Here is a 13,379-nt window from a genome sequence, read left to right as displayed (position 1 = left end):
GCCGGCCCCTCAAACGAGGACCGCGGCGCGAGCGGGTTAGGTTGCGGTGATCGTGCTCGTCGAGAGCAGGATGATCAGGACGACGCCGAGCAGCAGGCGGTAGAACGCGAAGACCTCGATCGTGTGCTTGGCGACGAACCGCAGCAGCCAGGCGATCGACACGTAGGCGACGACGAAGCTCACCACGGTCCCGACGATCAGTGGGACAACCCCGACGTTGCCGTTGACCGCGTCCTTCAGTTCGTAGACGCCGGCCCCGACGAGGGCCGGGATGCCGAGCAGGAACGAGATCCTGGTCGCGGCGACCCGCTCGAGTCCGCGGAACAGACCGGCCGAGATCGTCGCGCCCGACCGCGAGATGCCGGGGATCAGCGCCAGGCACTGGACGAGGCCCATCACCAGCGCGTCGACGAACGTGATCCGCGTCAACGGCCGGCTCTTGCTGCCCAGGCGCTCCGCGGCGACCATCACGAACGACCAGCCGATGAGCGCCGCGGCCACCCACCACAGGCTGCGCAGCGGTCCGGAGATCAGGTCCCGGGCGAGGAAGCCGACGATCACGATCGGCACCGAGCCGACGATCACGTACCAGCCCATCCGGGCATCGAACTCGCCGCGGTACTCCGGTTTGGCCAGGCCGCGGACCCAGGCGACCGCGATCCGCTGGATGTCCTTCCAGAAGTACAGGACGACCGCGGCGATCGCGCCGACCTGGATGACGGCGGTGAAGCCGGTGATCGACGGGTCGTCGATCTTCAGGCCGAGCATCTTCGACACGATCGTCAGGTGCCCGGTGCTGGAGACCGGGAGGAATTCGGTCAGGCCCTCGACGATGCCGAGGATGATGGCGTCCAGGATCGTCATCAGCTGCCGACCCCGGCCAGTTCGAGGGCCTCGGCCGCGGTGTGCAGGTCGGCGATCCGCTGCTCCACGGTTGACGCGAACGGCGTCAGCGCGACGGTCGTCGCCCCCGCCTCGGCGTACGCCGTCAGCTTCTCGGCCATCCGCTGCTTGTCACCGAGCAGCGAGATCGAGTCCAGGAAGCCGAACGGTACGGCGGCCATCGCCTCGCGGTGCTTCTTGTCCAGGTACAGGTCCTGGATCTCCTTCGCCTCGTCCGCGTAGCCCATCCGGACCGCGAGCGCGTTGTAGAAGTTCTTCTCCCGGCTGCCCATGCCGCCGATGTACAAGGCGGCGTACCCACGGATCGGGTCGGCCGCGGCCTGCAGGTCGTCTCCGGTCATGACCGGCACCGACGCCACGACGTCGAAACCGTCGAGGCTCTCGGAACCGTGACGGGTTTGCCGGCCCGTCCTGATGTGCGTCAACTGCTCTCCAAGGAATCCGGGGTCGTTCAGGATCCCGAGCCAGCCGTCGGCGATCTCGCCGGCCAGCTCGAGGTTCTTCGGTCCGACCGCGGCCAGGTACACGGGTACGTGGTCGCGGATCGGCCGCACAGTCAGTTTGAGGGCTTTGCCCGGTCCGTCGGGCAACGGGAGCGTGAAGTACTTCCCCTCGTAGGCGACCGTCTCGCGACGGAGCGCCGCGTTGACGATGTCGACGTACTCACGGGTCCTGAGCAGTGGCTGAGAGAAACGCACCCCGTGCCAGCCCTCCGACACCTGCGGCCCGGAGACGCCGAGGCCCAACCGGAAACGGCCGTTCGACAGGCGGTCCAGGGTGGCCGCCGTCATCGCGGTCATCGCCGGCGTCCGGGCCGGGATCTGGAAGACCGCCGCGCCGACGTCGATCGTGGTGGTCTGGGCGGCGATCCAGCTGAGCAGTGTGGCGGCGTCCGAGCCGTACGCCTCCGCGGCCCAGGTGACCGAGAAACCGAGCGCCTCGGCCTCCTTGACCAGCCTCAGGTGGTCCAGATGGTCGTCGCCGCCGTAGACGAAGCCGATGTTGAGTCCGAGTCGCATGACTGGCGAGCCTAGCGAGAACATGTCGGTGGGCCGCAATAGGCTCGGGTCATGCAACAGCGCTATCTCGGTCACAGTGGACTCGCGGTGAGCAGGCTCGGCCTGGGCACCATGTCGTGGGGCCGCGACACCGACGAGCACGAGGCGCGCGAGCAGCTGGCCGCGTTCGTGTCCGCCGGTGGCACGCTGATCGACACCGCCGCGGCGTACGGCGACGGTGACAGCGAGCTGTTGATCGGGTCACTGCTCGGCGACGTGGTGGACCGCGACGACGTGGTGATCGCGACCAAGGCCGGGTTCAGCGTGCGCCGCGGCGAGCGGATCACCGACACGTCCCGCGGCGCCCTGCTCCGCGACCTGGACGGGTCGCTGCGCCGGATGGGCGTCGACCACATCGATCTCTGGCAGCTGCACACCTGGTCCGACGACGTGCCGCTGGAGGAAACGCTCTCCGCGCTCGACTACGCCGTCAGCTCCGGCAAGGTGCGGTATGTCGGCGTCTCGAACTACGCCGGCTGGAAGGCCGCCCGCGCCGTCACCTGGCAGCAGGCCTGGCCGGGCCGCGCGGTCCCGGTCGCGAACCAGGTGGAGTACTCGCTGCTCGCCCGGGACGCCGAGGTCGACGCGATCCGGGCCGCCGCGGGGCTGGGGATCGGGATCCTGGCCTGGTCGCCGCTCGGTCGCGGCGTGCTGACCGGGAAGTACCGCACCGGCATCCCCGCGGACTCACGGGCCGCGTCCCAGCATCTGTCCAGATTCGTCGACCCCTATCTCGACGGCCGGTCTTCGGGCATCGTGGAAGCGGTCGCGCGCGCCGCTGACGGGCTCGGCTGGACCCCGCTCGAGGTGGCGCTCACCTGGGTGCGGGACCGGCCCGGAGTGTCGGCGGCGATCGTCGGGGCCCGTACTGCGCTACAACTGAAAGCAGTCCTCGGAGTGGAGGAGCTCACTCTGCCGCCGGCGATCGCGGCGGCGCTGGAGGATGTTTCGTGAGGTCGTTGGCGTTCTGGTAGTGCGGAGGTGTGGATGGCCGAGTACGAACTGCAGCAGTTCGAGGTGTCCAGGACGGAGTCCCGCGGCGCGGTGCGCAAGTTGCTCACCGAGCACGCGGAGTACGGCGGCTGGGAGCTGGCCCGGCTGCGACGCTATCCCGACGGTTCGCGCCGGGTCTGGCTCCGGCGCCGCATCATCAGGGTGATGCGGACCATCTGAGCAAGGCGCTCACCAGCTCCCGTCGGCTGCCGACGCCGACCTTGTCGAACGACGCCCGCACGTGCTCCTGCACGGTGTGCGGCGACAGACACAACCGCTCGACGATCTGCCGCGTGGAACAGCCGCGCAGCAACAACTCGGTCACCCGCTGCTGAGCCGCGGTGAGCCCGTGCAGATCGAGCAGCAAAGACCCCAGTTGAGCCGGCGTCACCGGCTCGATCACCACCACGATCTGCCCGTCGTCACCCAGCCGCGACGCCTGCAGCTCGAGCCACTCACCGCCACGCGCCCTGACCTTCAGCCGCGCGGTCGCCCGATCCAGCTGCATCCGTGCAGCCACCGCCCGCACCGCCACCGGCAAGTCCCCCACGGGCAACTCCACCACCGGCCCGAGCTCCCCGAGCCAGTACTCCGCCTCAGCCGTCACCGCTTGCGTCCGCAGCGACCCGTCAAGCACCACGACCCCCGGACCCACGTCGCGCCCGGTGCCCGCGGGTGGCCGGCCCCGGAGGCTCAAGCGCAGTCCTTCGGCGAGGTGCGGTGCGAGGCGGCGTACCAACTGGAGTTCCTGGACGGCGAAGCCGGCGTCCGCATTCTCGCGGTGCAGGCACAAGACCCCCCAGCAGCGGCCGTTCGACCGCAGGGCAGCGCGGAGTTCGTCGCCCAGACCGAGCGGCCGCATCACCTCGACGTACCGCGAACTGCTCCCCCAGTCGCCCCTGGTCGCCTGGCCGAGCGACCGCACCGGGTCGCGGCCACCGGCCAGTACGGCGAACTTGTTCACGTCATCCTGCCCGAACTCGTTCGCGAGGAACTGCTCGGTGACCGCACCGAGCGGCTCGTCGACGACCGCCGACGTGAACAGCATCGTCGCCGGATCGACCGTCGCGAAGAACGCCACGTCGACCGTCAACACGCCCCGGAGCCGCGCGAGCACCTCGGACCGCAGCTGATCGGCGTCCAGCCCCGCGTAACAGCGCTGGATCAGCATCTCCAGGCGATCCCCCGCCCCCATGGTCAGGATGCTACGCCGAGCTGCCGAGCGAAGCCGAGCTCGTCGAGCAGCCCCCAGCGTTCGACGATCAGCCCGTCCCGGAGCCTCCAGATGTTGATCCCGGCCAGGCTGACGGTGTTCCCGCTCGGCGGCACACCCATCACCTCGCCGCGCTGCGTCCCACCGGCTGTGAACCGCTCGACGACTACCTCGCCCTCGGCGATCAGCGCGTGCAGGTCGCTGTGCCAGTCGGGGAACGCGGCCCGCATCATCTGCGCGGCGTCCCGCATTCCTTGGCGGTCCGGCGTGACGCCGAACGGCGGGTCGTGGTTGATGAAGTCCTCGGCCAGGTGGGCGTCCACCGCACCGAGATCTCCTTGGCTGAACAGTCCGTCGATGAAGTCCTTGACGACGGTTTTGTTGCTGTCTGTTGCGTTCATACCTCGAGCGTGCGCGGACCGGGATCCGGCGGATACCCCGATTAGTTGGGGTTCTGCCGGTGAAATATCTCTGCGACAGAGGTATTCTGTCAGACGTGACCGAGGATCTCGCCGAGGACCTGCTGGCGGCGATCGGGCTGGTGCGCCGGCATCTGCGCCGATCGGTCGGCCGGCCGTTCCCGTTGTCCGCACTCACCGACTCGCAGGCCGAGCTGGTCCGAACGGTTCGCCGCAACCCGGGCATCTCGGTCGCCGAGGCCGCGGCCGAGCTCGGCCTGGTCGCGAACACCGTCTCCACGCTCGTCGGCCAGCTGACCGAGCGCGGGCTCATCCAGCGCACCCCGGACGCGTCCGACCGCCGGGTCGCGCGACTGACGCTCACCGATCCGGCCCGCGAACAGGTCGAGGCCTGGCGCGACCGGCGTACGGCGCTCGTCACCCGGGCACTCGACGACCTCGCGGACGACGACCGCGATGCACTGCGAGCCGCCTTGCCCGTGCTCGCCGGACTGGCCGAGCGATTGCACCCCGCAGAGCAAAACCTCGAGCAAGACCGGAAGGAGCGCGTATGAGTGCCGATCCCACCGCCGATCGCACCGCCGATCCAGCGCCGGCCGTCGCGATCAGCGGGTTGAGCCACCGCTTCGGCGAGCATCTCGCGGTCGACGGCCTCGACCTGACTGTCGCCCCAGGCGAGTGCTTCGGTCTCCTCGGTCCGAACGGCGCCGGCAAGACCACCACGCTCCGGGTGCTGAACACGCTCTATCCCCCGCAGTCGGGCACGGTCCGCGTCTTCGGCCTGAACGTCCGCACCGACGCGATGCCGGTACGCCGGCTGCTCGGTTACGTCCCGCAGCAGCTCTCGATCGAGGGCGCGTTGTCGGGCCGGGAGAACGTCTCGTGGTTCGCGCGGCTCTTCGACGTACCCCGGAAGGAACGCGGCGCCCGCGTGGCCGAAGTACTCGAGATCGTGGATCTGACCGATGCGGCCGACCGGCTCGCGTCGACGTACTCCGGTGGCATGGTACGGCGACTCGAGCTGGCGCAGGCGCTGGTCAACCGGCCCGCGCTGCTCGTGCTCGACGAGCCGACGGTCGGGCTGGACCCGGTCGCGCGGGACTCGGTGTGGGCGCGCGTGCAGGAGATGCAGGAGAAGTACGGGATGACCGTGCTGCTGACCACGCACTACATGGAGGAGGCCGACGTGCTCTGCGACCGGGTGGCGCTGATGCACCTCGGCCGGTTGCGAGCCATCGGTTCGCCCGCTGACCTGAAGGCCGAGCTCGGTCCGGACGCGAGCCTCGAGGACGTGTTCCGGCACCACACCGGCGAGAGCCTGGCAGCTGCGGAGAAGGGAGGGCTGCGCGATGTCCGTGGCACCCGTCGCACCGCCCAACGCATGGGTTGATTCGCGGCCGCGAGCGGTCCTGCGGCTGTTCTCGCGGATCGGTACGTTCTGCCTGGTCGAGCTGCAGAAGCTGCGGCACGACCGGACCGAGTTGGTGACCCGCGCCATCCAGCCGGTCCTCTGGCTGGTGATCTTCGGCCAGACGTTCAGCCGGATCCGGGCGATCCCGACCGGCGACGTCCCGTACCTCGACTATCTCGCGCCCGGGATCATCGCGCAGTCGGCGCTGTTCGTGGCGATCTTCTTCGGCATCCAGATCATCTGGGAACGCGACGCCGGCATCCTCACGAAGCTGCTCGTCACCCCGAGTCCGCGCTCGGCGCTGGTCGCCGGGAAGGCGTTCGCGGCCGGCGTCCGGACCATCTCGCAGGCCATCGTCGTGATGATCGTTGCGGCGCTTCTCGGCGTCAGCATGACCTGGAACCCGCTCAAGCTGCTCGCGGTCCTGGTCGTCGTAGTGCTCGGCGCGGCGTTCTTCTCGTGCCTCTCGATGACGATCGCGGGCCTGGTCCTGCGTCGCGATCGGTTGATGGGTATCGGGCAGGCGATCACGATGCCGCTGTTCTTCGCCTCGAACGCGCTCTACCCCGTCGCGTTGATGCCCAGCTGGCTGCAGACCATCTCGCACGTCAACCCGCTCACCTACGAGGTCAGTGCGCTGCGTGGCCTCCTGATCGGCCAGCCGACGACGTACTGGCTCGACTTCACCGTCCTTATCGTCGCCGCCGTGGCCGGCATCATCGCCGCATCAGCGCTGCTGGGCCGCCTCGCCCGTTAGAGATCCCGCGGTCTGACACCGCAGCAGAACGAGTCCGGAGACGACCGCGGTGATCAGCCCGGCGCCGACCAGGCTGTACTCCGCTCCGATCGCGCCGATGATCGGTCCGCCCACCAACAGCCCGGCCGCGCTCCCGGCGCTCACCACCACGCTCTGGCCCGAGAGCAGCGTTCGACGTTCCGCCCCTTGGGACGATCGGGTGATGAGGACTGAGATGGCCGCGATCCCGATCACCACGGTCACGCCTGACAACGCGCCCATGACCGCGATCACGGGAGGTGTCGTCCAGACGCCCATCCCGACCCAGCACAGTCCTGACCAGCCCCACGCGACAGCCGCCGTCACCACCGGTTTGGTACGCCGTACCACTGCCAAGGACACCGCGGTTCCGACCAGCGAGCCCACGCCGTACCCGGTCATGCCTGCGGCGAGGTAGACGCCTGGTTGTCCGCGTTCCTCGCCCACCACCGAGAGACCGAGCGTGAAGGCGAACCAGGTGACGCAGCCGGTGCCGCGCACGATCCACCCGTACAACACGTCGCTCCGCCCGCGCAGGCTCTCGCGGATGGAAGGACCTCCGGCGGCCACCGGGTCTGCGGCGGGCGTGCGCTCGGGCTGGACCGTGCAGGCGAGGAGCCCGGCCGCCACGACCGCGACGGCTTCCGCCCAGAGCAGCTCGTTTGTGAACCCCGCGGACACCGCCAGCGCCCCCACCGTCGGCCCGATGAGCATTCCGATCCGCCGTAGTCCGTCCTGCCACGTCAGCAGCAGGACTGCCCGTCCCTCGCCCCATCGGTCCCCGGTGTCCGCGAGCAACGCCGACCGCCCCGGATTCGACAAGGCATCGCCAAACCCCAGTAGCAGGCCACTTAGCACGAGCAACGGCGGTGACAACACCCCGAGGCCGGCTGCTGTCGGCACGGACGCCAGCGCCATCGCTGAGACCAGCGCGGCCAGGGCCAGCCGCGGCCCGGAGTCGACCCACTGACGCGCCTTTCGCGCCCACCAGGGCGACAACAACACCGGCACTCCGGCAGCTCCACCGACCAACCCGGTCGCTGCCACCGATCCGGTCTCGCGAAGGATCACCAACGGCAGTGCCACTTGCGCGATCCGGAACGCGAAGTCCGCCGTCCCGCTGCCGGCCAGCAAGGCCAGTGCTTCGAGTTTTGCCCTCACAGCAAGGATTCTTGGCGTCCCGGCGCACCTCAGGTAGCTACCGGCGGTTGCCCGCTTGCCATAGGCTCACCCTATGGCCTCATTACCATCGGTCGAGGACCTCCGCCTGGTCCAGGCCGTCGCGCGGACCGGCGCCGTCGGTACGGCGGCCCGCGAGCTGCGGATCTCCCAGCCGTCAGCCTCGCAGCGGCTCGCCCGGCTCGAACGGCTCTGCGGCGCCAAACTCTTCGAACGCGACACCCGCGGCGCCCGCCCGACCCTGGCCGGCGCCGAGCTCAGCCGCCGCGCCGACCACATCCTCGGCCACCTCGAGGAGGTGTACGACGCCACTCGGTTGGCCGCCACCGGCCGGCGACTGGTGATCGGCACCTTCGTCAGCATCGCCCCGATCCTGTTCCCCCGTGCTGGACGCCGATCTCCCGAACCTCGAGATCCAGCAACAGGTCGACCACGGCCACTTCCTGGTCGAACGCGTCGCGGAAGGCACCATGGACGCCGCCTTCATCGCGATCGCCGAGCAGATGACACTCCCCCGCGGCACCGTCGCGCAGCGCGTCGGCCACGATGAACTCGTCCTGTTCGTGCCGCCCGGCGCCCGTCCGCCAGGCCGCGGCCGGCAACCGCTCAAGGACCGCCCGATCGCCTTCTCCACCTACGACAAAGGCAGCGACGAGGTCCACACCCGCCTGGCCGCGCTGGGTGCCTTGCCCCGTCGCGGCGTCACGCTCAGCACCACCGTCGCCATGGCCCGCCGCCGCTCACACCTCGCGCTGATCCCGCGCAGCGCCCTCGCCACCGAGCTCCGGCCCGGCGAGCACCTGGTCCCAGCACCCTTCCGGTACCGCCTGACGCTCTCGGTCGTCACCACGCCGACCCCGCCGGAACCCCTGATGGCCTATCTCCCGGACCTCCGCGCCACATTGAACTTGTCATGAACACCGGTGAGTTCTGGCGCCGTCTGCGGCACACTCGGAAATATGAACCTGGGGAGGTTGGCGCGGGGGCGCCGGGTGTTGGCGGGGTTCTGGGGCGCGACGGTGGTGCAGGTCGCGGCTGTGGCCTTCGATGCCAAGATCCTCAAACTGGTCAGTAAGCCCACCCTGATGCCGCTGTTGTGGCAGTGGTCGCGCACGCAGGACGCCTCACCGCTCCTGCAAGCCGCGCTGCTGGCCTCGGCCGCGGGCGATCTGTTGCTCGAGACGAATCTCGAGTTGGCCGGCATGGCGGTGTTCGGTGCGGCCCATGCGTGCTACCTCGCCGTCTTCCTCGCCGACCCGTCACAACGTTCCTGGCGCGTGCTCGCGGCGTACGCGGCACTCTGGGCGGCGCTGATCGCGGTGCTGTCCCCCAGGCTCGGCGGCCTGCGGGTCCCGGTGGCGGCGTACGCGTTGTTGCTGACGGCAACCGCGATCACGTCCCGCTGGCACAACTCGCGCAGCGGCGCCGGCGGTGCGCTGTTCCTGATCTCCGACTCGCTGATCGCGCTCCGGATGGCCGGCCGTGATTTCCGCGGCCGCGGAGCCCTGACGATGGCGACGTACGCCGTCGGCCAGTACCTGCTCGCCTCGGGAGTCACCGAGTCGCGGGACAGAGTGACCGGTACTGGTCATCCGCGTTGACCCGCGTCGCCGGTCGCGATGGGGTGAAGGGTATGGCGACCGTCGACGACGTACGACGACAGTTCCGGAACCCGCCGCCCGAGGGGCGGCCGATGATGCGCTGGTGGTGGTTCGGTCCGTCGGTGCAGCGGGACGAACTCGACCGGGAGCTCGAGGCGATGGCCGCGGCCGGGCTCGGCGGGGCCGAGGTCGCGTTCGTGTACCCGATGGGGCCGGTGACCGCGCCGTTCGGATCGCCTGAGCTGCTGGAACTCGTCGGCCACGCGGCGCGGAAGGCACGCGAGCTGGGCCTGCGGTTCGACGTGACGCTGGGCAGCGGATGGTCGTTCGGCGGTCCGCACATCGGACCGGAGCTGGCCGCGCGGCAGTTGCACTGGGACCGGCGCGAGATCGGCTCCGCGGCGTACGACGTACCGATCGCGGCGTCCTGGCCTGGTGACGAGTTCGTGGCCGCCTTTGTGGGTGACGGGTCCTCCGGGGCGCCGTCGTCGTACGTCGAGGTGCCCGCGCGCGACGGGGTGATCCAGGTGCCGGCGGGTGGTCAGCCGCGCGAGGTGCTGATCGCGACGTCCCGCGTGACCGGTCAGCAGGTGAAGCGGACCGCGGCGGGCGCCGAGGGACACACGCTCGACCACTATTCAGCTGCCGCTGCACACGAGCACATCCGGACGGTCGCGGAGCCGTTGCTGAAGGCAGCCACTCCTGAGCTGCTCGGGTCGGTGTTCTGCGACAGCCTCGAGGTGTACGGCGGCGACTGGACGCCGGCGATCTTCGACGAGTTCGCGAAGCGTCGCGGCTACGACCTGCGGCCGCGGCTGTTCGAACTGCTGGTGAACACCGACGGGTCGAAGCAGCTGCGGATCGACTTCGGCCGGACGCTGTCCGAGTTGTACGAGGACAACTTCCTGAAGGTCTTCCAGAGCTGGGCGGCCGGGTACGGCGTACCGTTCCGGATCCAGAGCTACGGTGAGCCGCCCGCGACGATGAGCAGCTACCGGCACGCCGACATCTTCGAGGGCGAGGGCTGGGGGTGGACGCGCATCCCGGAGACCCGGTGGGCGTCGTCCGCTGCCGCTGTCTACGGCCGGTCTGTGGTGTCGGCCGAGGTGTGGACGTGGGTGCACTCGCCGTCGTTCCGGGCCACGCCGCTCGATCTCCAGGGTGAGGCGCACGAACACTTCCTGTCCGGCGTCAACCAGCTGATCGGTCACGGCTGGCCGTACTCCCCCTCGAACGGTCCCGGCCTCGGCTGGATCTTCTACGCGGCCGGCGCTCTCGACGACCGCAACCCTTGGTGGCCGACGGCAACGGCTCTCTTCGGCTCCCTGCACCGGCTCTCGTGGCTCCTGCAGCAGGGCACACCGGTCCGGCCGGTGAAGATCTACATCCCGGCCTCGGACGCGTACGCCGCCGTGCGGGCCGGCTTCTCGGAGCCGAACAACCTGTACCGCGTGGTTCGGCAGCTGATCCCGGAGAGCGTCCCGCGGACGATCCGGGAAGCGGGTCTCGACTTCGACCTGGTCGACGACGACGCGATCGCCGTGGTCGATCCGGCCGACGTTTCGCTGATCGTCGTTCCGGACGGGACCACGACAGCTCCTGCTACCCGGGACTGGCTCGACGCCGTGGCTGCGGCCGGCGGTTTCGTGGTGACGGATATCGACGCCCTCGCTGGTCGGCTTCCGGCCGCACCGCTGGCCGCTGTGCCCGACGTCGGCGTGGTGCACCGGCGGCTGGACGACGGTGACTTCTACTTCGTGGCCAACACCGGCGCCGTGCCGCGCGAGCTGACCTTCGACCAGCCGATGGAGGTCTGGAACCCGCGCTCGGAGGACATCAGCGTCCGCCGCTCCACGACCCTGCACCCTTACGAGTCAGCCGTCCTCGTGCCCGCCACCACCGCGGTCGACACCGGCGCGCCCGCGGATCAGCTGGTCAGCACGCTCGACGGCGAGTGGACGGTTGCCTTCGACAACGACGTGCGTCCGGTGGAACTCCCGCACCGCTGGGAGGACGACCGCGAGCGAGCGACGTACTCCGGCTCGGCCACGTACCGCACCACGTTCGAGCTCTCGGGTAGTGGCGACCGCCTGCTGCTCGACTTCGGCGCCGGCTCGTTGGTCGCGCCCGACAGCGAGCCGTATCTCCCGGGCAACTCGTACCGGGCGCTGATCAATCCGCCGGTCGGGGTCGCCGCAGACGTGTGGCTGAACGACACCCACTGCGGTTCGCTGTGGGCGCCGCCGTACCGGATCGATCTCAGCGGTGCCGTGCGTCCGGGCGTGAACGAGCTGCGGGTTGTCGTCCACAACACGGCTGCGAACGCGCTGTCCGTCGATCAGCATCTGCTCGACGCGGCCGCCGAGGTGACCGCGCAGAACGGGCGCCGCTTCGATCTGCAGCACATCGAGCACGCGATTGACTACGTGTACTCCGGGCTACTCGCCGTACCGACGATCGTCCGTCAGGCCTGATCCAAGAAGCGGTCCAGGACCCGCGAACCGAACTCGAGTGCCGAGGTCGGCACGCGCTCGTCGATGCCGTGGAACATGCCCATGAAGTCCAGGTCCGGCGGCAGCTGCAGCGGGACGAACCCGAAGCACCGCACGCCCAACCGGCTCCACGACTTGGCGTCCGTACCGCCCGACATCAGCAGCGGCGCCGTCCGGCTCTGCGGGTCCTCGGCGGCCAGGCAGGCCTTCATCGCCTCGACCAGGCCACCGCTGAACTCGGTCTCCAGCGCGATGTCCTGGACGACGGTCTCGCGCTGCACCTTGTCGCCGAGCAGTTCGTCGATCGTCGCGAAGAACTCGTCCTCGTACCCGGGGAGGAACCGGCCGTCGATGTGCGCCTCGGCGTCGCCGGGGATCACGTTGACCTTGTAGCCGGCGTTCAGCATCGTCGGGTTCGCGGTGTTCCGGATCGTGGCGCCGAACATCCGGCTGAAGCTGCCGAGCTTCGCCAGCGTCGTCGTCATGTCCTCCGGGTCGAGCTCCACCTCGAGCACGTCCTCGAGCGTCTTCAGGAACTCGCGGACGGTCGGCGTGACGCGCAGCGGCCACTCGTGCGAGCCGATCCGCGTGACCGCCTCGACCAGGTTGGTGACCGCGTTGTCGGTGTTCACCATCGACCCGTGGCCCGCCGTACCGCGAGCCTTCAGGCGCATCCAGTTCATTCCCTTCTCGGCCGTCTCGATCAGGTACAGCCGCAGGTCGTCCTTGACCGTGATCGAGAAGCCGCCGACCTCACCGATGCCCTCGGTGCAGTCCGCCACCGTGTCCGGGTGGTTGTTGATCAGCCACTGGGCGCCGTACACACCGCCTGCCTCTTCGTCGGCGGTGAAGACCAGGCGGACCGGCCGCCGCGGCTTCACGCCGGCGCGCTGGCGGGCCCGGACCACGGACAGCACCATCGCGTCGAAGTCCTTCATGTCGACGGCGCCGCGACCCCACACGCACCCGTCGAAGATCTCCCCCGCGAACGGGTCGACCTTCCAGTCCTTCGGATCCGCTGGTACGACGTCCAGGTGCCCGTGCACGAGCAACGGGTCCGCACTCTGGTCCTCGCCGTCCCAGTGCGCGACCAGCGTTGCGCGACCCGGCTCCGACTCGTAGATCGTCGACTCGATGCCGACCTCGTCCAGCTGCGCGGCGACGTACTCCGCCGCGACCCGCTCGCCGTTGCTCTTGCCGTTGCCGTAGTTCGTGGTGTCGATCCGGATCAGCTCACTGCAGAGCTCCACCACCTCGGCATCGGGGGCGTACGACGGACGGTCGCTGGGGGTCGTCATGCGCCCCATCCTCTCGCACCACGGGCGCGGAAGGGGA

15 protein-coding genes and 1 pseudogene are annotated in these 13,379 nt (G+C 69.6%); 9 read left to right on the top strand and 7 right to left on the bottom strand.

Features of this window, described 5'->3' with window-relative positions; genetic code table 11:
* Window positions 1-36 precede the first annotated feature (36 nt).
* Together ACWGID_RS19800 and ACWGID_RS19795 are read right to left on the bottom strand one after the other, a co-directional pair.
* Window positions 37-864, bottom strand: a complete 828-nt coding sequence (locus ACWGID_RS19800; RefSeq protein WP_452198473.1) for an undecaprenyl-diphosphate phosphatase — start codon at window positions 862-864, stop codon at window positions 37-39.
* On the bottom strand, window positions 864-1,922 hold the full coding sequence (locus ACWGID_RS19795) for an LLM class F420-dependent oxidoreductase (RefSeq protein ID WP_452198471.1): 1,059 nt from the start codon (window positions 1,920-1,922) through the stop codon (window positions 864-866). Before ACWGID_RS19795 ends, ACWGID_RS19800 begins: the two co-directional genes overlap by 1 nt.
* Before the next feature lie 51 nt (window positions 1,923-1,973).
* On the opposite strand from ACWGID_RS19795, the gene ACWGID_RS19790 reads away from it, so the two are divergent.
* Together ACWGID_RS19790 and ACWGID_RS19785 are read left to right on the top strand one after the other, a co-directional pair.
* A complete protein-coding gene (locus ACWGID_RS19790; RefSeq protein WP_452198469.1) occupies window positions 1,974-2,915 on the top strand; it encodes an aldo/keto reductase in 942 nt (313 codons plus the stop codon).
* 33 nt (window positions 2,916-2,948) lie between these two features.
* Window positions 2,949-3,134 carry a DUF5703 family protein gene (locus ACWGID_RS19785; protein ID WP_452198467.1) on the top strand — a complete coding sequence of 62 codons (186 nt, stop codon included), beginning with the start codon at window positions 2,949-2,951 and terminating at the stop codon, window positions 3,132-3,134.
* Here ACWGID_RS19785 and ACWGID_RS19780 read toward each other — a convergent pair.
* Complete coding sequence (locus tag ACWGID_RS19780) at window positions 3,112-4,149, bottom strand: helix-turn-helix transcriptional regulator (protein ID WP_452198465.1); 1,038 nt, start codon at window positions 4,147-4,149, stop codon at window positions 3,112-3,114. The two genes, ACWGID_RS19785 and ACWGID_RS19780, sit on opposite strands and share 23 nt — an antisense overlap.
* Window positions 4,150-4,151: 2 nt before the next feature.
* The gene (locus tag ACWGID_RS19775) at window positions 4,152-4,568 is read right to left on the bottom strand and encodes an ester cyclase (protein WP_452198463.1); all 417 of its coding nucleotides are present in this window, start codon (window positions 4,566-4,568) and stop codon (window positions 4,152-4,154) included.
* A 95-nt stretch (window positions 4,569-4,663) separates the two neighbouring features.
* On the opposite strand from ACWGID_RS19775, the gene ACWGID_RS19770 reads away from it, so the two are divergent.
* From ACWGID_RS19770 to ACWGID_RS19760, 3 genes are read left to right on the top strand one after another with little or no spacing between them, the layout of a single operon-like run.
* Window positions 4,664-5,140 (top strand): MarR family winged helix-turn-helix transcriptional regulator, encoded by a 477-nt coding sequence (locus tag ACWGID_RS19770; protein ID WP_452198462.1) that lies wholly within the window; start codon window positions 4,664-4,666, stop codon window positions 5,138-5,140.
* On the top strand, window positions 5,137-5,976 hold the full coding sequence (locus tag ACWGID_RS19765; protein WP_452198460.1) for an ABC transporter ATP-binding protein: 840 nt from the start codon (window positions 5,137-5,139) through the stop codon (window positions 5,974-5,976). The genes ACWGID_RS19770 and ACWGID_RS19765 overlap by 4 nt, the downstream gene beginning before the upstream one ends.
* On the top strand, window positions 5,936-6,754 hold the full coding sequence (locus ACWGID_RS19760) for an ABC transporter permease (protein ID WP_452198459.1): 819 nt from the start codon (window positions 5,936-5,938) through the stop codon (window positions 6,752-6,754). Before ACWGID_RS19765 ends, ACWGID_RS19760 begins: the two co-directional genes overlap by 41 nt.
* Here ACWGID_RS19760 and ACWGID_RS19755 read toward each other — a convergent pair.
* Entirely contained in the window at window positions 6,725-7,933 is a 1,209-nt protein-coding gene (locus ACWGID_RS19755; RefSeq protein ID WP_452198457.1) for an MFS transporter, read from the bottom strand. The two genes, ACWGID_RS19760 and ACWGID_RS19755, sit on opposite strands and share 30 nt — an antisense overlap.
* Window positions 7,934-8,006: 73 nt before the next feature.
* On the opposite strand from ACWGID_RS19755, the pseudogene ACWGID_RS19750 reads away from it, so the two are divergent.
* A pseudogene (locus ACWGID_RS19750) lies at window positions 8,007-8,141 on the top strand (helix-turn-helix domain-containing protein); the annotation flags it as partial.
* Here ACWGID_RS19750 and ACWGID_RS19745 read toward each other — a convergent pair.
* The gene (locus ACWGID_RS19745; RefSeq protein ID WP_452198613.1) at window positions 8,109-8,240 is read right to left on the bottom strand and encodes a hypothetical protein; all 132 of its coding nucleotides are present in this window, start codon (window positions 8,238-8,240) and stop codon (window positions 8,109-8,111) included. The pseudogene ACWGID_RS19750 and the gene ACWGID_RS19745 overlap by 33 nt on opposite strands.
* A 94-nt stretch (window positions 8,241-8,334) precedes the next feature.
* Between ACWGID_RS19745 and ACWGID_RS19740 the strand changes: the two genes are divergently transcribed.
* The 3 genes from ACWGID_RS19740 to ACWGID_RS19730 are packed head-to-tail and all read left to right on the top strand — an operon-like array spanning window position 8,335 to window position 12,026.
* The gene (locus tag ACWGID_RS19740; protein ID WP_452198455.1) at window positions 8,335-8,868 is read left to right on the top strand and encodes a LysR substrate-binding domain-containing protein; all 534 of its coding nucleotides are present in this window, start codon (window positions 8,335-8,337) and stop codon (window positions 8,866-8,868) included.
* Between the two features lie 42 nt (window positions 8,869-8,910).
* Window positions 8,911-9,552 (top strand): lysoplasmalogenase, encoded by a 642-nt coding sequence (locus tag ACWGID_RS19735; RefSeq protein ID WP_452198453.1) that lies wholly within the window; start codon window positions 8,911-8,913, stop codon window positions 9,550-9,552.
* Between the two features lie 32 nt (window positions 9,553-9,584).
* Window positions 9,585-12,026, top strand: coding sequence for a glycosyl hydrolase (locus tag ACWGID_RS19730; protein WP_452198451.1), 2,442 nt, complete (start codon window positions 9,585-9,587; stop codon window positions 12,024-12,026).
* Here the strand turns inward: ACWGID_RS19730 and ACWGID_RS19725 are convergent.
* Entirely contained in the window at window positions 12,017-13,342 is a 1,326-nt protein-coding gene (locus tag ACWGID_RS19725) for a M20/M25/M40 family metallo-hydrolase (RefSeq protein WP_452198449.1), read from the bottom strand. The genes ACWGID_RS19730 and ACWGID_RS19725 overlap by 10 nt on opposite strands.
* Between the last annotated feature and the right edge of the window lie 37 nt (window positions 13,343-13,379).

Source organism: Kribbella sp. NPDC054772 (assembly GCF_053611945.1).
This window is presented reverse-complemented; position numbering and strand designations above follow the sequence as displayed.